This window comes from Mesorhizobium sp. B2-3-5, assembly GCF_006442395.1.
Taxonomy (GTDB): domain Bacteria; phylum Pseudomonadota; class Alphaproteobacteria; order Rhizobiales; family Rhizobiaceae; genus Mesorhizobium.
Genome location: NZ_VFVX01000006.1, coordinates 77,950 through 98,920 on the forward strand (window position 1 = coordinate 77,950; position 20,971 = coordinate 98,920).

Below are 20,971 nucleotides of genomic sequence, written 5' to 3' on the forward strand. Positions count from 1 at the left end.
GATGCTGCGGGACGTGTGATTGAAGGCATCGCGTGCTGTGACGCAGCATTTGAGGGAAGTCGCCTGCAAATCCTAAAGGTTCTTGATTTATTGGAACGTTCCATTTATAGGCGCAATGAAGGGAGAGATCGATGGATATTGCCTTGCCTGGTGAGAGTGGTGGCCGCAGCACCCGTTACGCGCTTGTCGGCCAGCCGGTGCAGCCGGTGATGGGCGCGCGGTTTCCGCGCATCGCCTATGCCGCGGCGCATGTCGTCGCCGATCCCCTTGGAATGTCCGATCCGTGGTCGCGGCCCGTGGTCGACTGGGACAGGACGATGGCGTTTCGTCACCATTTGTGGCGGCTCGGCTTCCGCATCGCCGAGGCGATGGACACGTCGCAGCGCGGCATGGGCTTCGATTGGGCAAGCGCACGGGAATTGATCCGCCGCTCTGTCGCCGAGGCACGCACCGTCGCCGGCGCCGATCTTGCCTCGGGTGCCGGTACCGACCATCTGGCGCCGGGGTCGGCCAGGACACTGGACGACGTGATTGGCGCCTATGAGGAGCAGTTCGCTTTTATCGAAGGGCAGGGCGGCAAGGCGATCATGATGGCGAGCCGCGCCCTGGCGGCAGTGGCAAAGGGGCCGGACGACTACGCCGCCGTCTATGACCGTATTCTGAACCAGGCCTCCGGCAAGGTCATCCTGCACTGGCTGGGCGACATGTTCGATCCGGCCTTGAAGGGCTATTGGGGCAGCGACGATTTCGAGGCCGCGCTCGATACGGTGGTCGCCATCATCGAACGCCACACGGACAAGGTCGAAGGCATCAAGATATCGTTGCTCGATGCAGGCAAGGAGGTTGCACTGCGCGATCGGCTGCCGGACGGCATCGTGATGTTCACCGGCGACGACTTCAACTATCCCGAACTGATCGCCGGCGACGGCAAGAGGCACTCGCACGCGCTGCTTGGCATTTTCGATGCCATCGCGCCGGTCGCCAACGCGGCGCTGGCGAAACTGGCGGATGGCGACCGTGCCGGCTATGACGCTCTGATGGCGCCGACGGTGCCGCTATCGCGAAAAATCTTCGAGGCGCCGACCGAATACTACAAGGCCGGCATCGTCTTCATGGCCTGGCTGAACGGTCATCAGGACCATTTCACGATGGTCGGCGGCATGCAGTCGGCGCGCGGCATCCGCCACTATGCAGATATTTTCCGCCTTGCCGACCAGGCAGGATTGCTGGCCGATCCGGACCTTGCCATATCCAGGATGAAGAGCCTGTGCGCCGTCGCAGGCGTCTGAGCCGAACGAAATCGGGCCATAGGAATCCCCCAAGTGCGGGATTTGCGAGATGGAGCGGCGTCTGGGCCGGCTGAGGACGTCTCTACCCATGCAATCCGCCCCGCAACAATCGCGGACCGTCCCGGTTTCGTGCATGTCGCCCAAAGACGCTTGGTGATTCAGGCTCGCCGCGCCGATCCGCGCATGATGCGCCTTCTGCCGGAATGGCCGCACCTTGCGCTATTCGTCCGGTGGAACGGAACCGGGCCTCTGCCGTAGCGCCCTTGTCGCCTTCGGACGGTTGGCCGCTTCGATGATGCGCAAGGCTTCTTCTTCTGTAATTCCGCACTTGCGGGCCTAGTAGGCGGCTTCCGTTTGAATCTCGTCATCCAACGGTAGTGCAATAATCGCCTGCTTTGCCTTGCGCTTTTCCTTCCTGCCCATGTCACGAATCATGCGACATTTCTGATATGGACTATGAAAGTAGGGGTGGTCCATCAGTTTCAAATCTGAGAGGCGGATTTACTTACTGATGATCCAATCCACCAAGCCGGGCTCAACCCGCTCGCAGTGGCAAAACTCGTAAACCAGGCTCTGAGCTAGATTACGCCATTGACACTCCGGTGCCTTCATTTCCAAGATCAAATCTCGAAAAACAGACCGGAGAATGTCTGCGTCGAACGCTGATACCGAGGGGTGTTGCTTAACCTCCCATAGCGCCTCGTCTATCTTGCGTTGGCGAAACCGCTTTAGAAGCTCGCGTGATGCCGCGATTGCACGCCGGGTTTGAGCTATATCGGCGCGTAGTGAGGCAATGTCAGCCCTAGCGCGGTGCTGCGACAGAAAGATGGCGTCAATCGTCACCCGCGCCATGTCTGTATCGCCTGGAGACACCGCCACCTCCCTTATGCCTAAGGAAGTATTTACTCCTTCAGCGGAGGACATCAAAGGGATTCAAACGTCGGTTTGGTACAAAGCTAACCCGGAAGGATGCGATCGCCAGGCAGACGAGCATTTGCTTCATCCCGGCCCGGGTTAGGGAGGAGTGTGCGGATAATACGCCCCATTCACCAAGTGCCATCAATCTCATTGTGGGTGCCGCTGATGGGCATAGCGTGAACCGGCGCCCCGCCCGCGACGCCGCGTCATCGAGCGGCATTTCTGTGCCGTTTCTGTGCCATCCGACTAAGGGAAACGGCTAAGTTATTGAAAGGATGGTGGGCGTGACAAGGATTGAACTTGTGACCCCTGCAATGTCAATGCAGTGCTCTCCCGCTGAGCTACACGCCCATCCGACGACGCGCATACACCATTTTTGATCCGGCGCGTCAATAGCAGGAAAAAGGAAAGACGGCGTCGTCTCGCCGCACCGGCAAACAAGTGCCGATGCCTCCGCGGAAAGCGGCTCAGGCCGCCTGCAGCATCTTCTCGACCTCGTTGACGAGATCGCGCAGGTGGAAGGGCTTCGACAGCACCTTGGCGTCTTTCGGCGCCTTGGAATCCGGATTGAGCGCGACGGCGGCGAAACCGGTGATGAACATGACCTTGAGGTCGGGGTCGATCTCGGTGGCGCGGCGCGCCAGTTCGATGCCGTCCATCTCCGGCATGACGATGTCGGTCAAAAGCAGCGAGAACGGCTCCTCGCGCAGCCGCTCATAGGCGCTGGCGCCGTTGTCGAAATCGCTCACCTGATAACCGGCGCGTTCCAGCGCCTTGACGAGGAAACGACGCATATCGTCGTCGTCTTCCGCCAGAAGAATGCGTGCCATGATATCCCGTCCGAATCACCCGCCCGAGACTGCCGTGGGGCAGGCCCGTTAACCATCCTGTATATGAGGAGGTGAGGGTAAACATCAAGTGAACGAGGACGGCGATGACCCATATTTGCCCGGCGGCACGACCGCTGAAATGCTGGACATACGGCCGGCAAGGTGGCAGTTTCATGCCATGATGCACTGGTGTTTTCGGGTTCGTTCAAATTGAAGACGGCAGCCGAGGATTTTTCGGTCTTTCCACCCTTCGAAATCCGGGCGGGCGCCGAGCAGCGCGTCCCCTTCCTCTTCAACTCACCGCATAGCGGCCGCTACTATCCGGAACGCTTCCTTGCCATGGCAAGGCTCGACCGCAACGCCATCCGCCGCTCGGAGGATTGCTATGTCGAGGAGCTGTTCGGCGGCGCTGTAGCGCTGGGCGCACCGATGCTGGCGGCGAATTTTCCGCGCGCCTATCTCGACGTCAACCGCGAGCCGTGGGAACTCGATCCGCGCATGTTCGCCGAGCCGGTGCCGTCATTCTGCAACATCCGGTCGGCGCGGGTGGCGGGCGGACTCGGCACTGTGCCGAAGCTGGTCGGCGAGGGGCTCGACATCTATTCGGGCCGCCTGCCGCTTGCCGAAGCCGTCGCCCGCATCGAGGCCGTCTACAAGCCTTATCACGAAACGCTGAAGCGGCTTTTGACCAGAACCCATGCCCGCTTCGGCTTTGCCGTGCTGATCGATTGCCATTCGATGCCGGCGAGCATCCGCGTCGGCGAGAGCGGCGTGCGGCCCGACTTCATCATCGGCGACCGTTTCGGCATTTCGGCGACCGCGGCCCTCACTGAAACCGCGATCGGCCTGCTGAACGCAATGGGCTATACCGTCGCCCACAACAAGCCCTATGCCGGCGGCTTCATCACGGAACATTACGGCCGCCCGGCGCGCCATCTGCATGCGTTGCAGATCGAGATCAATCGCGGGCTCTACATGAATGAGCGGACCTTCGAGAAGGCCGCCGGCTTCGACGCGCTGGCCGACGATCTGACGCGATTTTCGGCCGACCTGATGGCAATGCCCGACCATCACTTCATCGACCTGCCACTGGCGGCTGAATGAAACTTGCAGCCGGATTCGCTGCTTAAAAAAAGACCGCATCGTTTTCACGATACGGTCGAAGTCTAGGGAGGAAACGCCCAAGGAGGGCATGGACAGGAAAACCTATCCATCATCAAGGGTATTGTGCGGTGCACAAATGTCAAGCGACCTTCAGGCTTTTTTAATTCAGAGTGATGTGGAAATTGCGTTTCGATGATGTCCATGTGACATTTGGGCAACGGTGAACGCAGGAATAATCGATAAACACCCTTGTTTTGGCGGAAAAGTCGCGGCAGAGCCGGTTAGGGCATGCCGCAAGGCGGGAGAATCAGTTGGACATCAGCATCGATTTCATGCGCCGTATCGCGCAAGCGGCAGCGGCCGAGACTTTGCCGAGGTTCCGCAGCCAGGGGGCGGTCGCCAACAAGGAAAAGGGCAGTTTCGATCCGGTCACGGAAGCCGACCGTGAAGCCGAGCGCGCCATCCGGGCGCTGATCTCGGCGCAGTACCCCGACCATGGCATTCTTGGCGAGGAGCACGGCAGCGAGAACATCGCCAGCCGGCACGTCTGGGTGATCGATCCGATCGACGGCACGCGCGCCTTCATCTCCGGCCTGCCGGTGTGGGGGACGCTGGTCGGGCTGACGGTCGAGGGTGACGCTGTCGCCGGCATGATGTCGCAGCCCTTCACCGGCGAACTGTTCTACGCCAATGCCTCCGGCTCGCACTATGAGGGACCGGGCGGGCCGCGCAGGCTTTCGACCCGCAAGACGACCAGCCTCGCGGACGCGACGCTGTTCACCACCACACCGGCGTTGTTCACGGGCGAGGCGCGCACGCGCTATGACGCGTTCGAGAAACAGGTACAACTCGCCCGTTACGGCACCGATTGCTATGCCTTCGCCATGATCGCCTCGGGAAGCGTCGACATCGTTGCCGATCCCGGATTGAAGCCCTACGACATCGTGGCGCTGATCCCGATCATCGAGAAGGCGGGTGGCGTCGTCACCACTTTCGACGGCGGCCCGGCGGAAAAGGGCGGCGATGTGTTGGCGGCAGTGACGCCGGAGCTTCATGCCGCCGCCATGGCCGCCTTGCGCGGCTGATTGGCTTCCTTGTTGGGCCCGCCGGATGATCCGGGGCGTATCGCTCAGTCCTCGCGGAGGCTGACCGGGGTGCCGCTCAGGCCGTTGGGTCGTCCGAACCGGGAATGAAGGCGTCGAAGGCGGCGAGGAATTGTTCGCGGTACAGGTCGACTTCCTGCAGGATTTCGTGCTTGGCGCCGTCGATCATGAGCAGCGAACCGAGCCTCAGACTTCTGGCGTATGCCTCCACCGCCTTGGTCGAGACAACCTGGTCGGCGCCGGCGGCGATGATCAGCAGGGGCACTTGAATGCGGGCCATGAATTCGGGGTCGCTGATGGCTTCCGATGCCTTCGCGGCTGCCTGCAGCCAGCGGATCGTCGGGCCGCCAAGCGCCAGTTGCGGGAACGCCTCGTAGATTCCTGTGTTGCGGCGATAGCGCTCTGGATCGGACGTCACCTTGTTGGTTTCGAAGGGCGCCGTTACCTTGGGCCGCGGACCCCAGGCGGCATAGAGCCGGCCAAGACCCAGCAAACAAAAGATCGAACAGACGCGGCGGACGGTCGATATCGAGACCGGCAGATCCGGCAGTGTCAGGAACGGCGCGATCAGCACCATGCGGCGCACGCGGTTCACCATGGACGGCGCCGCAAGCAGCGTGATCACGGCGCCCGCGGAATGGGCGAGGATATAATACGGCCCGCGGCAATCGGGCAGCACGATCTCCTCGAAGAACTGCTCCAGATCGGCGGTATAGTTGCGGAAGGATCTGACATAGCCGCGCTGGCGATCACGGATCAGCCGGTCGGAACCGCCTTGGCCGCGCCAATCGAAGGTGGCGACGCCAAAGCCTCGCGCGGCAAGGTCGCGGATGGTCTCGAAATATTTCTCGATGCATTCGTTGCGGCCGGACAGCAGCACCACGGTGCCCCGCATCGGACGCGCGACCGCCGCGAACAGGCCGTAGCGTATCTTCTTGCGATCGCGCGTGGTGAAGAAGCCACCGGTGGCGTTTTCCGGCCGCGGATTGCCCTGCGTTTCGTAAAATAGAGGAGTGTCGTCGAAAGTGTCCGTCATGCGGCGCTTTGTGCTCGGCGTCTTCGCGCCAGCCTGTCGCGGCTGGCCTCGTCAAGGTGATAGACGCCAATACATCAAAAGCAAAGCAAATCCAGGTTTTGCAGGGCCGCAAAGAGGGAAGGCCGGAAGCCGCTTGAAAGCGTGCTTCCGGCCCCTGTCGATCCGGGAGGAAGGGACGTTAACACCCGGTTCGGCCTCGTTGCGGTACCTGCCATTCAATTCGGCGCCGCCAGTCCTCGATCTTGAAATCACCTTAGCGGCGGCTGTCTGAACGCGCGCCGAAGCGCCGGTTCATCTGCCGTTCATCAAGCGCAAAAGGCCCGCTTTTTCCAACGGGCAAAAATCTTGAAATGCCTTGGGACGCTCCCCAAATGTCTGGAGCGGTCGCCAAGATTGGGGCCGCTGGTCCATCCGGGACGCCAAACCAAGGGTTCCGTGCCGGCCATACGCAAACCATGTTGCTCAACAGGAGAACACATCATGCGTCACGTTGACTTTTCCCCGCTTTACCGTTCGACCGTCGGCTTCGACCGTCTTTTCACCATGCTCGATTCGCTTGCGCAGCCTGATGGCGCGCAGACTTATCCGCCCTACAACATCGAGCGCACCGGCGAGGATTCCTACCGGATTTCGATGGCTGTTGCCGGATTCTCGGATGAGGAAATCTCTATCGAGGCTCATCGCAACGTGCTGACCGTGAAGGGCGAGCGCAAGGATGAGGGTACCGGTGAGGAATCCGAACTGCTTTATCGGGGCATTGCCTCCAGGGCCTTCGAGCGCCGCTTCCAGCTTGCCGACCATGTCGACGTCGTCGGCGCCACGCTGAAGAACGGCCTGCTCTTCGTGGACCTGAAGCGCAATATTCCGGAGGAGTTGAAGCCGCGCAAGATCGCGATCACTTCGGCTCCGGCCAACGCCAAGCAGATCGAGGCCAAGACTGCAGCTTAATATCTATGCTACCGCAATTCCGGACGGAAAACGCTTTTCCTGGAATTGCTCCGAAGTCTCCTCCCGAGACGGAAGCGGCGCCGAGAGGCGCCGCTTTTTTATTGTCCGGGAGACTGATTGATTCTATCCGGCGATCAGCCGGCCAAAGCGGTCGACTTCCTCCGAGGTCGTGGCGAAGCTGGTGACGAAGCGATAGAGCAGTTCGTCCTCGCCGATATGGCCGTCGAAGCCATGCGGCTTGTGCCAGTCGTAGAAGACCGCGCCCGCCGCCTGCAGCTTGTCGGCCTCGGCCCTCTTGATCACCGCGAACACCTCGTTGGCCTGCGGCAGCCAGGCCAGCTTCGCCGTTTGCGAATCCTCGATCGCCGCGGCCAGGCGCGCGGCCATGGCGTTGGCATGCCGCGCTGTATCGAGCCATAAGCCGTCCTTGAAATAGGCTTCGAACTGCGCCGCGACGAAGCGCGACTTCGAAAATAGCTGGGCGGCACGCTTGCGCAGGAAGGACAATTCCTTGGCGCGATCGAGGTCGAACAGCACGATCGCCTCGGCACACCAGCAACCGTTCTTGGTGCCGCCGAAGGACAGGATGTCGACGCCGCGTTTCCAGGTCATCTCGGCCGGTGTCGTATCGAGAGCGGCCAGCGCATTGGCAAAGCGGGCGCCGTCCATGTGCAGCGGCACGGAATGCTGCCTGGCGATGGATGAGATCGCGGCGATATCGTTCAGGCCATAGACGGTGCCGACCTCCGTCGACTGGGTGATCGAAACAGCCATCGGCCGGCCCCAATGGACCACCTCGCCGGCGAAACGGCCGATCGCCCTTTCCAGATTGTGCGGGTCCATCCTGCCCAGGGCGCCATCGACTGCATGCAGCCGCGAACCGCCGGAAAAATATTCCGGCGCGCCGCATTCGTCCTCGATGACATGCGATTCGCGGTGGGCGAAGGAAATGCCGCCGGGCTTGTTGAAGGTTGTCAGCGACAGCGAATTGGCGGCGGTGCCGGTGGCCACGAAGAACACGGCGACCTCGCGTTCGAAAATCTCGCTGAAGCGCTGGTAGACGGCCTGGTCGAGCGCGCCGTCGCCATAGGCGGTGGCAAAGCCGTCGGCCGCGGCCGACAGGCCGGCAACGATATTGGGATGGGCGCCTGCCCAATTGTCGGAAGCGAAGAACATGCATCTGCCTGTGTTGGGGAAATCAACGTCGAGTTGACCGGTTTCGGGAGCCGACCGCAAGAGGCCAGAGGCTGGAAAACCATTAAAGCCAGCCAGGCCGACTGGCAGGGATTGGCGACTGAAGCTTACGTTTCCTGCAGGCTTCACGTAATTTTATGTCGCTGAAGCTCCAAGTTTTTTGTGAATCGGTCTTGTGCGCGTCGGGGAATTCTGCCATAAAAATTTAGGACAGTAGTGCTGTCTTATTTTGTCGCACAAAACTGGCCGGATTGGCGTAACATATTGGCCTCTCCGGCTGTTGCCGCGAGCGACAGGTGGACGGCCAGACGCTGGCCTGTACGAATGCGAACCATGCGGAATGCCGCATGGTTCGGCAAGGATTTCGCAAGACGTGCCGCTAGGATCAGGGTGAGCCAAGCGCTTGCCGAGGCAAACCGGCGCCTGCAGGGCTGAAATGGAGACCAGGACGATGACGGATATGACGCTCTCTGCGACGAACGGCCAGGCCGCGCAGACGAAAGCGGCTGCCGTCAAAAATACGCCTCGAATCGACATTGGCCGAACCACCAATGGTCTTGCCGCTCAGGGCCTCTACGATCCGCGCAATGAGCATGACGCCTGTGGCGTCGGCTTCATCGTCAACATGAAGGGCGTGAAGTCGCACCAGATCGTCGAGGACGGTCTTGCCGTGCTCGAGAACCTGACGCATCGCGGCGCGGTCGGCGCCGATCCTCTCGTCGGCGACGGCGCCGGCGTGCTGGTGCAGCTTCCCGACCAGTTCTTCCGCGAGGAGATGGCGGCCCAAGGCATCGAACTGCCGCCGGCCGGTCAGTACGGCGTCGGACACTGGTTCATGCCGCAGGACGCAGCCCTTCGTGCCCATATCGAGGACATCATCGCGGAATCGGCGCAGTCGGAAGGGCTGCCGCTCATCGGCTTTCGCGATGTGCCCGTCGACAACTCATCGCTGTCGAAGGCGCCCGACATCGCGGCGTCCGAGCCATTCCATCGGCAGGTCTTCATCGGCCGCACATCGGACATTCCCGACGATGAGGAATACGAGGCCCGGCTTTACCTGCTGCGCAAGGTCATTTCGGGCCGCATCTACGCCGAGAACGACAACAAGGATATCGGCGCCTATTGCGTGTCGCTGTCGGCACGCACCATCGTCTACAAGGGCATGTTCCTGGCCTATCAGGTCGGCGCCTACTACAGGGACCTGACCGATCCGCGCTTCGAAACGGCGCTGATCCTCGTCCACCAGCGTTTTTCGACCAACACCTTCCCGTCGTGGAAGCTGGCGCATCCCTACCGCATGGTCGCGCACAATGGCGAGATCAACACGGTGCGCGGCAACAACAACTGGATGGCGGCCAGACAGGCATCGGTCGATTCCGAACTGTTCGGCAACAACATCTCGAAGCTCTGGCCGATCTCCTATGAAGGCCAGTCGGACACCGCTTGTTTCGACAATGCGCTCGAGTTCCTGTTCCAGGGCGGCTACAGCCTCAGCCACGCCATGATGATGCTGATCCCGGAGGCCTGGGCCGGCAACAAGCTCATGGACGCCGACCGCAAGGCTTTCTACGAATACCATGCCGCGTTGATGGAGCCGTGGGATGGGCCGGCGGCGGTGGCCTTCACTGATGGCCGCCAGATCGGCGCCACGCTCGACCGCAACGGATTGCGCCCCGCACGCTACATCGTCACCGACGATGACCGCGTCATCATGGCCTCGGAAGCCGGCGTGCTGCCGGTGCCGGAGGAGAAGATCGTCCAGAAGTGGCGGCTGCAGCCCGGCCGCATGCTTTTGATCGACCTTGCCAAGGGCCGCATCGTCCCCGACGAGGAGATCAAGTCCGAGATCGCGACCAAGCACCCCTACAAGACCTGGCTCGCCAACACGCAGCTCATCCTGGAAGAGCTGAAGCCGGTCGAGCCGCGCGCGCTGCGCAAGGATGTCAGCCTGCTCGATCGCCAGCAGGCGTTCGGCTACACCCAGGAAGACACCAAGCTGCTGATGTCGCCGATGGCCACCACCGGCCAGGAAGCGGTGGGATCGATGGGCACGGACACGCCGATCTCGGCGATGTCGGACAAGTCGAAGCTGCTCTACACCTATTTCAAGCAGAACTTCGCCCAGGTGACCAATCCGCCGATCGACCCGATCCGCGAGGAACTGGTGATGAGCCTGGTGTCCTTCATCGGGCCGCGGCCTAACATCTTCGATCTGGTCGGCAATTCGCGCCGCAAGCGGCTCGAAGTGCGCCAGCCTATCCTGACCAACGGCGATCTGGAGAAGATCCGCTCCATCGGCCACACCGAGGACCGTTTCGACACCAAGACGATCGACATCACGTACGGGTCGAGCGAGGGCGCGGCCGGCATGCAGGGCGCCATCGACCGCCTGTGTGAACGGGCGGAAGCAGCTGTCGCCGGCGGCTACAACATCATCATCCTGTCCGACCGCCAGGTCGGGCCGGACCGCATCGCCATTCCGGCATTGCTGGCGACGGCCGCGGTGCACCACCACCTGATCCGCAAGGGACTGCGCACCGCGGTCGGTCTCGTCGTGGAATCCGGCGAGCCGCGCGAAGTGCATCATTTCTGCTGTCTCGCCGGCTATGGCGCCGAGGCGATCAATCCCTATCTCGCCTTCGACACGCTGCTCGACATGCACAAGCGCGGCGAGCTGCCGGAAGAAGTCGACGAATACGAGGTCGTGTCGCGCTACATCAAGTCGATCGGCAAGGGCATCCTCAAAGTGATGTCCAAGATGGGCATTTCCACCTACCAGTCCTATTGCGGCGCGCAGATATTCGACGCCATCGGGTTGAAGTCGGATTTCGTGCGGCAGTATTTCACCGGCACGGCGACCCTGATCGAAGGCGTCGGGCTGGATGAGATTTCGGCCGAGACGCTCAGCCGTCACACGGATGGTTTCGGCAACGATCCGGTGCTGCGCAATAGCCTGGAGGTCGGCGGCGAATATATGTTCCGCATGCGCGGCGAAGCGCATATGTGGTCGCCCGACGCGGTCGCCACCCTGCAGCATGCGGTGCGCCAGGGTTCATGGGAGACGTTCAAGGACTATTCGGCGCAGATCGACAGCGAGACGGCGCGCGCGCAGACCATCCGTGGCCTGTTCAAGATCAAGCTGGCCGACGAGACGGGCCGCAAGAAGGCCGCGCTGGACGACGTCATGCCGGCGGCCGAGATCGTCAAGCGCTTCTCCACCGGAGCGATGTCGTTCGGCTCGATCTCCAGGGAGGCGCACACCACGCTGGCGCGTGCCATGAACCAGATCGGCGGCAAGTCGAACACCGGCGAGGGCGGCGAAGAGGCCGATCGCTACCTGCCGCTGCCCGGCGGCGGCAAGAACCCGGAGCGCTCGGCGATCAAGCAGGTCGCTTCCGGCCGGTTCGGCGTGACCGCGGAGTATCTGGTCAACTCGGATGTGATGCAGATCAAGGTCGCACAGGGCGCCAAGCCCGGCGAGGGCGGGCAATTGCCCGGCCACAAGGTCGACGCGACCATCGCCAAGGTCCGGCATTCGACGCCGGGCGTCGGCCTGATCTCACCGCCGCCGCACCACGACATCTATTCGATCGAGGATCTGGCGCAGCTGATCTACGATCTGAAGAATGTCAATCCGGCGGCCGACGTGTCGGTCAAGCTGGTGTCGGAAGTCGGCGTCGGCACGGTCGCGGCGGGTGTCGCCAAGGCGCGTGCCGATCACATCACCATCTCGGGCTATGATGGCGGCACGGGTGCATCGCCGCTGACCTCGCTCAAGCATGCCGGCAGCCCGTGGGAAATGGGCCTTGCCGAAACGCACCAGACGCTGGTGCTGAACGGTCTGCGCTCACGCGTGGCGCTGCAGGTCGATGGCGGCCTGCGCACTGGGCGCGACGTCATCATCGGCGCGCTGCTCGGCGCCGACGAGTTCGGCTTCTCGACCGCGCCGTTGATCGCGGCCGGCTGCATCATGATGCGCAAGTGCCACCTCAACACCTGTCCGGTCGGCGTGGCGACGCAGGACCCGGTGCTGCGCAAGCGCTTCAAGGGCACGCCCGAGCATGTCATCAACTTCTTCTTCTATGTGGCGGAAGAGGTGAGGGGGCTGCTCGCCGAAATGGGCTACACCCATCTCGACCAGATCATCGGCGACAGCGACCTTCTGGAAAAGCGCGACGTGATCCAGCATTGGAAGGCGCGCGGGCTCGACTTCTCGAAGATGTTCTACAAGCCCGATGCGCCGCATGAAGCGGTGCACTGGACCGAACGGCAGAAGCACCCGATCCACGACGTGCTCGACCGCAAGCTGATCGAACTCGCCAAGCCGGCGCTGGAGGCCAAGCAGCCGGTCAAGATCGAGGTGGACATCCGCAATGTCGACCGCTCGACCGGCGCCATGCTGTCGGGTGAAGTCGCCAAGCGTTTCAAGCACAAGGGTCTGCGTGAGGACACGATCCAGGTGAAGCTGACCGGCACGGCCGGCCAGTCATTCGGCGCCTTCCTGGCGCGCGGCGTGTCGTTCGATCTCGTCGGCGCCGGCAACGACTATGTCGGCAAGGGTCTGTCGGGCGGGCGCATTGTCATCCGCCCGCCGGAAGAGGCCAAGATCGTCGCGGCCGACTCCATCATCGTCGGCAATACGGTGCTCTATGGCGCGACCGAGGGCGAGGCCTATTTCGCCGGCGTCGCCGGCGAGCGTTTCGCGGTGCGCAATTCGGGTGTCGCGGCGGTTGTCGAAGGCGTCGGCGACCATGGCTGCGAATACATGACCGGCGGTGTCGTCGTCGTCATCGGCAAGACCGGCCGCAACTTCGCCGCCGGCATGTCGGGCGGCGTCGCCTATGTGCTTGACGAGGCCGGCGATTTCGCCGAGCGCTGCAACATGGCCATGGTCGAACTGGAGCCGGTTCCGGAAGAAGACGACCTGATGGAAAAGCTGCTGCACCATGGCGGCGACCTCGATCACAAAGGGCGCGTCGACGTTTCCGGCGACATGACCAGCCATGACGAGGAGCGGCTCTACCAGCTGATCTCGAACCACGTCCACTTTACGGGTTCGGTGCGCGGCCGCGAGATCCTCGACGACTGGGCGACGTTCCGGCCGAAATTCCGCAAGATCATGCCGGTCGAATACCGCCGCGCGCTGATCGAGATGGAACGCATGCGCATGGGCGTCGCGGCCGAATAGACTTTTGCAATTGCCGGGGAGCCCAGGCTTCCCGGCCACCTTCATCGACAGTTTGACCTCGGGCGCAAGGTTGCCATGGCTGCCTCAAGAGGTTAACGGGTGCGGCGAAAACCGCACCATCTGGACAGCAGGAACTGGACTATGGGCAAGGTAACAGGCTTTCTCGAAATCGACCGGCAGGTGCACAAGTACCAGCCTGCCTCCGACCGCATCCGGCATTTCCGTGAATTTACGCTGCCGATGTCGGACAAGGAGGTCGAGAAACAGGCCGCGCGCTGCATGGATTGCGGCATTCCGTACTGTCACGGACCGACCGGCTGCCCGATCCACAACCAGATCCCCGATTGGAACGACCTCGTCTATAACAGGGACTGGGACAATGCGATCCGCAACCTGCATTCGACGAACAATTTCCCGGAATTCACCGGCCGCATCTGCCCGGCGCCCTGCGAGGAAGCCTGCACGCTGAACCTTGAGGACATTCCGGTCGCCATCAAGACAGTGGAACAGGCGATCGCCGACAAGGCCTACGAGACCGGCCATATCAGGCCCTATCCGCCGGAGAAGAAGACCGGCAAGCGGGTCGCAATCATCGGCTCCGGCCCCGCCGGCATGGCCGCCGCCCAGCAGTTGGGCCGCGCCGGCCACGACGTGCATGTCTATGAGCGCGAGAGCCGGCCGGGCGGACTGATGCGCTATGGCATTCCCGACTTCAAGATCGAGAAGCACTATATCGACCGGCGCATCGAACAGATGCAGGGCGAGGGCGTGACCTTCCATTGCGGCGTCAATGTCGGTGTCGACAAGCCGGTCGCCGAACTGCTGGCCGAGCATGATGCCGTGCTCTATTGCGGCGGGTCTGAGACGCCGCGCGCGGCCAATATTCCGGGCGACGATCTCGGCGGCGTGCACGACGCCATGCCTTATCTGGTGCAGCAGAACCGCCGCGTCGGCGGCGAGCCGATCCAGTCGGTTGCGTGGCCGTCGCATCCGATCATCGCCAGCGGCCAGCATGTCGTTGTCGTCGGTGGCGGCGATACCGCCTCCGACTGCGTCGGCACCGCTTTTCGTCAGGGCGCGGTGCGCGTCACCCAGCTCGACATCCGTCCGCAGCCGCCCGAGAAGGAAGACAAGCTCGCTGTCTGGCCGTACTGGGCGACCAAGATGCGCACCTCGTCCTCGCAGGCCGAGGGCGCCGAGCGCGAGTTCCAGGTGGCGACGCTCGAATTCATCGGCGAGGAAGGCCAACTCACGGGCGTCAAGTGCTGCGAGGTCGACGAGAAGCGCAAGCCGATCCCCGGCACCGAATTCGTCATCCGCGCCGATCTCGCCTTCATCGCCATCGGCTTTGCCGGCCCGGCGGTGGCCGGCGTGGCGAAGGAGCTGGAGGGTGAGATGAAGATCGTCACCGACAGCCGCCGCTCCAGGAATGTCGAAGCCAATGACCGCGACTACAGGACCAGCGTCGACCGGCTCTATGCGGCTGGTGACGTGCGCCGCGGCCAGTCGCTGGTCGTCTGGGCGATCCGCGAAGGCCGCCAGGCGGCGCGCTCGATCGACGAGGCGCTGATGGGGTCGAGCGTCCTGCCCCGCTAGAGCAGTTCACCGTTTCACAGAAACGGCAATCTGCTCTAGCTCCTTGTTTTGACGCAATTCCGGACGGAAAATCGTTTCACACTTTTCCTGGAATTGCTCTAAGGGGTGACCGACGTCGTGGTATCGGCCGCCGCAGCCGTGGCCGCCGGATTTGCCTTGGGCGGCCAGGAGAAATCATCGGCGCGCCCCGGCGAAGCCTCCGGCGCCTTGCCCTCGATCATCAGTCTTTCACCGGGGAGAGCCGGATCGGCTTTCGGCGGAGGAGCCGCGCCGAGCAGTTCGGTGCCGCCGTCGAACGCCGGGTCGCTGAGCAGCATCGGTGCCGTGCGGTCTATCACGATCGGTGCGGCCGCTGGGCCCGGTGCCTCGACGGGCGCGCCCGCCGACACTGCTGCCGGGGTCACGCCGCCGGGCGCGGCCAGGCCCAGGATCTTCATCAGCGGCTTTTCGGTGTAGAAGGCGAGCTTGCGCTTGCCGGCCTTCGACACGTTGATGCCGTCATCGGCACGCAGCCGCACGGGCTGGCCGTTCATGTCGGGACCGCTGGTGACGAAGGCGCCGTTCTCATCGACGAACCCATCCCAGACGTCGACGAACTCGCCGCCATTGCTTTCAGCAGCCTTGTGATAGATGTCATTGAAGGCCAGCATGTCGGAGGTCATCTTCGGCAGCCGGAAGGCCGGCATGCCGACCCACAGGAAAGGCACCTTGGCGGCGGCGATGGCCTTGCCGAGTGAATCTGTGCGGCGCTCATATTCCTTGGTCCAGTTCTCCGACCTGGGCTGCTCGCGAACGTCCCCGACCTTCATCTGCTGGCGGTCGTTGGAGCCCAGCATGACGACCACCACGGCCGGTTTCTCGGTCTCGATCAGGGATTTGATCCGTTCCGGCCAGTTGTAGAAATCATCGCGCACGAAGCCGGAGGAGCCATTGCTTCGCGCCACGATGTTGACGCCGGGATTGTCAGCGAAAGCGGTGTCCAGACCCTCGGCGAGGCCTGCAGCCATGAAGTCGCCAACCACCAGGACGGTGCGGGCGTCCGGCGTTTTTTCGACCATCGGGGTTTCAGGTTCCGTGGGCGGGCGGGGCGCTCGGGGTTTTCTGGCCTTGGGTTTCGGTCTTGCCTTTTGGACGTCGAGCGGCGGCTCGACCCGCTCGCTGCGGCGTGGAAACAGAAGGTCGCGCAACGACCAGCCGCGATCCTGCTGCTCCTGCGCCAGGGCCGGCGCATGGAAGGCGCCGGCGGCGCCGATCGCCAGCAGGACGATCGCCAGAATCAGGATCGGCGTGCGACGAACAAGGATCGCGATACGCGCGGCCGAAACCAATCACTCCTCCATCCCCTTGCCCCTGATCCCGCAAACCGGAGCCGGTTTCAGGGCCGGGCGCAAGTTCAAAGTTCCCCGGCAGCCGATGCGTGCGCCAGAAACGCGCGCGGGGCCGTGGCCGGCTCTATTTTTGCCTGAGCCATTTAAGCACTTCCATGCTCGGATAGCCGTCCTGGGTCAAGCCGACCTTTGCCTGATAGGCCATGATGGCGCTCTTGGAGCCGTCCCCGATCTTGCCGTCGAATTTGCCATCATAGAGCCCGTGCTGCGAAAGCCGCTTCTGCAACTCCTGCCTTTCCTCGAAGCTGAGCTTGGTGAAGGGCCGGTTCCAGTCCTGGACCAGGCCGCTGCCACCGGCGATCTCGTCGGCGAGAAGGCCGACGGCGAGGGCATATTTGTCGGCGTTGTTGTAGGCCTTGATGACCGAAAAATTCCTGATCATCAAGAAGGCCGGTCCGCCACGGCCGTCCGGCACCTTCAGTGTCGCCTTGTCCGTGAGGTTCCTGAACGGCTTGCCGCTGGCCCTGACGACGCCGAGCGTCTCCCACTGCGCCAGCGTCTTCGCTCCGCCGGGCAATTTGCCGGCCGGCAGCGTGACTTCGTAGCCCCAGGTCTTGCCGGCTTGCCAGCCGTTCTTCTTCAACAGATTGGCCGCGGTCGCCAGCGCATCGGGGATGGAATTCCAGATATCGCGCTTGCCGTTGCCGTCCATGTCGACGGCGTAGTGCTGGTAACTGGTTGGGATGAACTGGGTCTGGCCCATGGCGCCGGCCCACGAGCCCATCAGGTGGCTTTCGTCGATGTCGCCGGTCTGCAGGATTTTCAGGGCCGCGACCAGCTGCGTGCGGGCATATTTCGACCGCTTCGGGTCGCCATAGCCCAAAGTCGCCAGTGAGCGGATGACATTGCGCATGATGTCGTCGCGCTTGAGGATCTCGCCATAGTTGGATTCCATCGACCATATCGCCAGGAGGACGTAGCGGTCGACACCAAACCTCGCCTCGATCCTGTCCAGCCACGGCTTCCACTTTTTCGCCATCGCCTGGCCATTGGCCACCGACTGGTCATGCACGCGGTTGTCGAAATAATCCCAGGCGGGCGCGGTGAATTCCGGTTGCGTGCGGGCCTTTTCCAGCACCACCGGATCGGGCTCGTTGATGCCCCGGAAAGCCTGGTCATAGACAGACCCGGAAACGCCGCCCGCCACGGCGGTGGCACGGAAGCTGGCGACCCACTGCCGGAAACCGGCGTCGGCGAGGGCCGGCCCGGCGGGCATCAGCAGCGCAAGCGAGAGGCTGGCCGCCGTCATGACGCTGGTGAAACGTTTTGCGGCATTGCGAACGGACATGTTTTCCTCCTTCTCTATCTCAGGAAAGACCATTCATCGCCGAACCGGGTTAGGAATTGGTTTACCATAGGCGTCGTCTGGAACGAAAAGACACCTTGATGCTTTACCGGTGGAAGCTCCCCTCGGTTGTGCAAGTAATCCTCAATTCCGGCGTGAAAATGTCGACTGACGGGATTGCGGAGCCGGCCATCACATGGATAATTGAAAGCATGAAGAGAGTTCGCAAGGCAGTTTTCCCAGTCGCCGGCCTCGGTACGCGGTTTCTCCCAGCCACCAAGGCTGTTCCCAAGGAGATGCTGACCGTCGTCGACAGGCCGGTCATCCAGTATGTTGTCGATGAGGCCCGCGAAGCCGGCATCGAGCATTTCATCTTCGTGACCGGCCGCAACAAGGCGGTCATCGAGGATCATTTCGATATCCAGTTCGAGCTCTATGACACGCTGGCCCAGCGTGGCAAGGACGAGCAGCTTGCCCGCCTGCAGCGGCTGCAGCCGGCACCTGGGCAGACCAGCTTCACCCGCCAGCAGGTGCCGCTCGGCCTTGGCCACGCGGTCTGGTGCGCGCGCGAACTGGTCGGCGACGAGCCGTTCGCGCTGTTGTTGCCCGACATGATCATGCAGTCGGAAAAGAGCTGCATGAAGTCGATGGTCGAACTCTACGAGGAAACCGGCAACAACATCATCGCCGTGCAGGAATGTGACCCGGCGGAGACCCACAAATACGGCATTGTCGGCCGCGGCGAGGATAGGCATCACGGCTTCCGCATCACCGAGATGGTGGAGAAGCCGAAGACCGGCACCGCGCCGTCCAACCTTTACATCAACGGCCGCTACATCCTGCAGCCGGAGATTTTCAAGATACTCGAAGGCCAGGAAAAGGGCGCGGGGAACGAAATCCAGCTCACCGACGCGATGCTGAAGCTGGAGAAGCAGCAGTCCTTCTATGGCTATCACTATCAGGGCCGCACTTTCGACTGCGGCTCGCCGGAAGGTTTTGTGGAGGCCAATGTTGCTTTCGCGCTGTGGCGCAGCGACATGAACCATAGCATGGCCGGCGTCATCCGCACACTTCTCGACGAGATGAAGCCCTCGGAGCGGCGCGGCGCTGCTTTTTAGGTCGCGGGGCGAGTTTGGCCGACCGCAGGCCCCGCGCCTTCGTCATCCTCGGGTCTGCGCCGCGTCGCTTCGCTCCTTGCTACGCCCCAGGATGATGAACCTCAAAACGTCCTCAGCGTTGCACTTTCACGCCGAGATAGATGCTGTTGGCGGTGTAGTCGCGGCCGGGCAGGTTGCTGGTCAGCTTTTCGGTTCTCACCCGGCTGGTGAGGCCGGCATAGCGGTTCAGCCACCAGGTCAGGCCGGCCTCGGCGCTCAGGATCCTGTCATGGCCATCGATGCCGATATAGTCTCGCCAATCGAGGCCGAGTGCCGCATTGCCGGTAAGGTTGGCCCGGATATGCCGCTCGGCCGTCAAGCGGCCGGAGTAGAGGATATCGCCGCTTTCACCTGGTGTGGTCGTGGTCTCGACAGTGGTCTTGCCGGTCAGGCCGATCGTGGTTCCGCGCTCTGGCGACCATTTGAGATCGGCGTTGACGGTCGCGCCTGAAATAGGCTCCAGGCTCTTGTCGTCGAGCGCTTCCCGCAGCCAACCGGCCGAGAATTCACCCGACAGCTTCTCACCCATGTCGAGTTGCAGGCCGGCGCGGGCGCCGAAGCGCGTCGAGGAGCGCTCGAAACCTTCATTGTCGATGTGCTGATCATAGATCCGGCGGCCGAGCTCGACTTCCGTGAACGGGGTGAGGGCCGGGGAGATTTCGTAGCCAGTGCGCAGGGTCGCCGTGTAGAGCGTCGAGTCCTGATCCTTCTGCGACAGCGAGGTGCCGTCCGAAAGTTTCGCGTCGCCATAGAAGTCGTGCGAGACCGCGCCGGTCAACGTGTACTGCATCTTGCCGACGGCCTTCTCGATGCCGAGGCTGCCGTCGATCGTCTGCCGCAGCGGCTGGGTGCTGACGCCGGCAATGGCGTTGGGTGATGAGGCCGTTTCCGGCACGGCTTCGTAGCCGAGCTTGGCGATGGCGCGCAGTTCATTGTCGAGGTCGATATTGAACTGGCCTTCGATGCGGCCTTGCCCATTGTGAACCGGGTAACCCGACACGGTCTCGCGGAACAGGCCGTAGCCGTCGATGGTGGCGGAGTTTTCGCGCCAGTCGGAGACCGCTGAAAAGCGCAGCGCCGTCTCCGACAGCAGCGCCGATGTGCCGGCACTGCTCGAATCGCCGTTGGTCGTGGCGGTCAGGCCCTGTTCGATCGTCGGCCGGATGGTGAAGGACCCCCATCTGACACCGGTAGCGGCGAACGGATCGTCCTCGGCCTTCTTGTTCAGGCGTTCGATGGCGGCGGTGCGCTCGGCGCCGGGGTCGAGCTTCTGCCGCTCGGCGCTGTCGATGGTGAGGGCGCGGCGGTTGGCCGCTTCCTGGTCCGTCGCGGCGGTGTCGCTGCCATCGGTCACGGCCCCGGTGGTGTCAGTGGTTGCGGTGGTCGTCTTCTTTTTCTTCGACTTGTCGGCCGCCTTGGCGCCGGCCTTGGTCTTGTCCTTATCCGCCGCGGTCTGCCCGGCAGTCGATGGGCGGCGGCGGGGCTTGGGAGGCGTCGGATTGTCGGTGGACGTGTCGTCGTTCGCCTGCGGCGGATCGAAAATGCTGCCTGTGGCGGCATCGGTGTCCGTGCCGTCAGGGACGGCGCCGGCGCTGGCCGGCAAATAGGCGCGCGGCTGCGTGTCGTCCTGCGCCGCATTGGCCGGTTGTTGCTGGCCCTGGGCAGCGAGGACCAACCGCCTTGCCTTGCGTTGCCGATCGGACAGGATCGCCGATTCGGAAACCTCGCCGCGCAGCTCCGTTTCCTGGGCATGGAGCGGAGCCGGGCGCAGCAAGGCGAGCATGCTGGTCGCCAGCAACAAGGCACATGCCGCCTTGCCCTGTCGTCCTCTTGATTTTTCTGGCTGGGCCCCGGACATTGCCACCACTGCTTGCGCGGCGCCCGCGCGCCATACTTACCGAACCGTAAATGGGGATGGTTAACGGAGGGTTGAGG

At 62.8% G+C, this 20,971-nt stretch carries 13 protein-coding genes and 1 tRNA gene; 7 read left to right on the top strand and 7 right to left on the bottom strand.

Annotated features, from left to right (window positions below):
- The first annotated feature begins 131 nt into the window (after window positions 1-131).
- On the top strand, window positions 132-1,289 hold the full coding sequence (locus FJ958_RS09740; RefSeq protein WP_140741950.1) for a dihydrodipicolinate synthase family protein: 1,158 nt from the start codon (window positions 132-134) through the stop codon (window positions 1,287-1,289).
- Between the two features lie 1,194 nt (window positions 1,290-2,483).
- On the opposite strand, the gene FJ958_RS09750 is transcribed toward FJ958_RS09740, so the two are convergent.
- Both FJ958_RS09750 and FJ958_RS09755 read right to left on the bottom strand, forming a co-directional pair.
- Window positions 2,484-2,558 (bottom strand) — tRNA-Val (locus FJ958_RS09750).
- A gap of 116 nt (window positions 2,559-2,674) precedes the next feature.
- Entirely contained in the window at window positions 2,675-3,037 is a 363-nt protein-coding gene (locus tag FJ958_RS09755; RefSeq protein WP_006199474.1) for a response regulator, read from the bottom strand.
- 162 nt (window positions 3,038-3,199) lie between these two features.
- Between FJ958_RS09755 and FJ958_RS09760 the strand changes: the two genes are divergently transcribed.
- On the top strand, window positions 3,200-4,141 hold the full coding sequence (locus tag FJ958_RS09760) for an N-formylglutamate amidohydrolase (RefSeq protein ID WP_140741954.1): 942 nt from the start codon (window positions 3,200-3,202) through the stop codon (window positions 4,139-4,141).
- A 311-nt stretch (window positions 4,142-4,452) separates the two neighbouring features.
- Window positions 4,453-5,226, top strand: coding sequence for a histidinol-phosphatase (hisN, locus tag FJ958_RS09765; RefSeq protein WP_140741956.1), 774 nt, complete (start codon window positions 4,453-4,455; stop codon window positions 5,224-5,226).
- Between the two features lie 76 nt (window positions 5,227-5,302).
- Here the strand turns inward: hisN and FJ958_RS09770 are convergent, their stop codons facing one another.
- Window positions 5,303-6,280: an alpha/beta hydrolase gene (locus FJ958_RS09770; protein ID WP_140741958.1), complete on the bottom strand. Its 978-nt coding sequence runs from the start codon at window positions 6,278-6,280 to the stop codon at window positions 5,303-5,305.
- 480 nt (window positions 6,281-6,760) lie between these two features.
- Here FJ958_RS09770 and FJ958_RS09775 point away from each other — a divergent pair, with 480 nt between their 5' ends.
- Complete coding sequence (locus FJ958_RS09775) at window positions 6,761-7,228, top strand: Hsp20 family protein (RefSeq protein WP_140741960.1); 468 nt, start codon at window positions 6,761-6,763, stop codon at window positions 7,226-7,228.
- A gap of 123 nt (window positions 7,229-7,351) precedes the next feature.
- Here FJ958_RS09775 and FJ958_RS09780 read toward each other — a convergent pair whose 3' ends face one another.
- Window positions 7,352-8,404, bottom strand: a complete 1,053-nt coding sequence (locus tag FJ958_RS09780; protein ID WP_140741962.1) for a low specificity L-threonine aldolase — start codon at window positions 8,402-8,404, stop codon at window positions 7,352-7,354.
- 469 nt (window positions 8,405-8,873) lie between these two features.
- Here FJ958_RS09780 and gltB point away from each other — a divergent pair, with 469 nt between their 5' ends.
- A complete protein-coding gene (gltB, locus tag FJ958_RS09785) occupies window positions 8,874-13,610 on the top strand; it encodes a glutamate synthase large subunit (RefSeq protein WP_140741963.1) in 4,737 nt (1,578 codons plus the stop codon).
- A 141-nt stretch (window positions 13,611-13,751) separates the two neighbouring features.
- Window positions 13,752-15,206: a glutamate synthase subunit beta gene (locus tag FJ958_RS09790; RefSeq protein WP_140741965.1), complete on the top strand. Its 1,455-nt coding sequence runs from the start codon at window positions 13,752-13,754 to the stop codon at window positions 15,204-15,206.
- Between the two features lie 98 nt (window positions 15,207-15,304).
- Here the strand turns inward: FJ958_RS09790 and FJ958_RS09795 are convergent, their stop codons facing one another.
- Window positions 15,305-16,534: a DUF459 domain-containing protein gene (locus tag FJ958_RS09795; protein WP_140741967.1), complete on the bottom strand. Its 1,230-nt coding sequence runs from the start codon at window positions 16,532-16,534 to the stop codon at window positions 15,305-15,307.
- A gap of 124 nt (window positions 16,535-16,658) precedes the next feature.
- Window positions 16,659-17,882 carry a lytic murein transglycosylase gene (locus FJ958_RS09800; RefSeq protein ID WP_140741969.1) on the bottom strand — a complete coding sequence of 408 codons (1,224 nt, stop codon included), beginning with the start codon at window positions 17,880-17,882 and terminating at the stop codon, window positions 16,659-16,661.
- Between the two features lie 200 nt (window positions 17,883-18,082).
- Between FJ958_RS09800 and galU the strand changes: the two genes are divergently transcribed.
- Window positions 18,083-18,997, top strand: coding sequence for a UTP--glucose-1-phosphate uridylyltransferase GalU (gene galU, locus FJ958_RS09805; protein ID WP_181176357.1), 915 nt, complete (start codon window positions 18,083-18,085; stop codon window positions 18,995-18,997).
- A 112-nt stretch (window positions 18,998-19,109) separates the two neighbouring features.
- Here galU and FJ958_RS09810 read toward each other — a convergent pair whose 3' ends face one another.
- The gene (locus FJ958_RS09810) at window positions 19,110-20,894 is read right to left on the bottom strand and encodes an outer membrane beta-barrel protein (RefSeq protein ID WP_181176345.1); all 1,785 of its coding nucleotides are present in this window, start codon (window positions 20,892-20,894) and stop codon (window positions 19,110-19,112) included.
- Window positions 20,895-20,971 lie beyond the last annotated feature (77 nt).